Annotated in this window: 1 protein-coding gene; it reads left to right on the forward strand. The window is 79.2% G+C overall.

Annotated features, from left to right (window positions below; genetic code table 11):
- Positions 1 to 1,123: DUF222 domain-containing protein (locus AC2H4J_RS23660; protein ID WP_487467377.1), on the forward strand; the 1,123-nt coding region annotated here is incomplete at both ends.

A 1,123-nucleotide genomic window follows, 5' to 3' on the forward strand; every position in this document is an offset into this window, starting at 1 on the left:
TGCTGCTGGTCGACGCGATCACCCTGGCCGAGGGCCTGCCCGCCACCCTGGCCGCGCTGGAGGCCGGCGAGCTGTCCCCGCAGCACGCCCGGGTGATGGTCGAGCAGGCCGGCCCGGTCACCGACCCGGGCAAGCGGGCGCAGGTGGAGGCGACGGTGCTGCCCCGCGCCGTGGCCGGGCAGACCCCGGCCGGGCTGAAGGCCGGCGTGCGGCGCGCGGTCGCCAAGATCGACGCCGCCGCGGCCGCCGACCGGCTGGCCAAGGCCGTGCGGGACCGGCAGGTCCGCCTCGATGCCCGCGACGACGGCATGGCCGCCCTCACCGTCCTGCTGACCGGGCCGGTCGGGCGGGCCTGCCGGGAGGCGCTGGGCGGCTACGCCAAGGCGTGCGAGTTCGACGAGGACGGCAACCGGGACCCGCGCACCCACCAGCAGCGGATGGCCGACTGCCTGGCCGACCTGATCCTGCGCCCGCACGCCGACCATCCCGTGGTGCGGGTGCTGCTCACCCTGATCGCCGGCGTGGACACCCTCACCGGACAGGGCCCGGGCGCCGACGCGCCGGGGGAGCTCGAGGGGGGCCCGGTGTCGGCGGCGCAGGTGCGGGAGCTGGCCTACCAGCTCGGCCTGCTCCCCCGCCCCGACGCCGACACCGACGCCGAGCCCGAGCCCGAGCCACAGGCCGCGGCCCAGCCCGAGCCAGCGGCCCAGCCCGAGCCAGCGGCCGGGGCCGGGGCCGAAACCGGGGCTGACGCGACCGGCGGCGACCTCGACGCGCGGCTGGCCGGGCTGCGGGCGGCCGAGCTGGCCGCCGCCGATCAGTTGCTCGCCGCCGTCGCCGCCGGGCAGCAGCCCGCGGGCCGCGACACCGCCGGTCCAGCGACCCGGGCGGCGCTCACCCGGCTGCTGGACACCCGCCGGCTGATCGACACCGCGCTGGCCGAACGCCCACGCATCGCGGTCGTCGACCAGCTGACCGGCACCCTGCTCGCGCTCACCGACAGCACCGAGATCCGCGCCGCCGTGGCCGCCGGCCGGGGGCTCGGCCCACCGGCCGGCACCGACGCCTACCAACCCACCGACCCGCTGCACCGCTTCGTCCGGCTCCGCGACCGGCGCTGCCG

The organism is Blastococcus sp. OS1-29 (assembly GCF_057628075.1).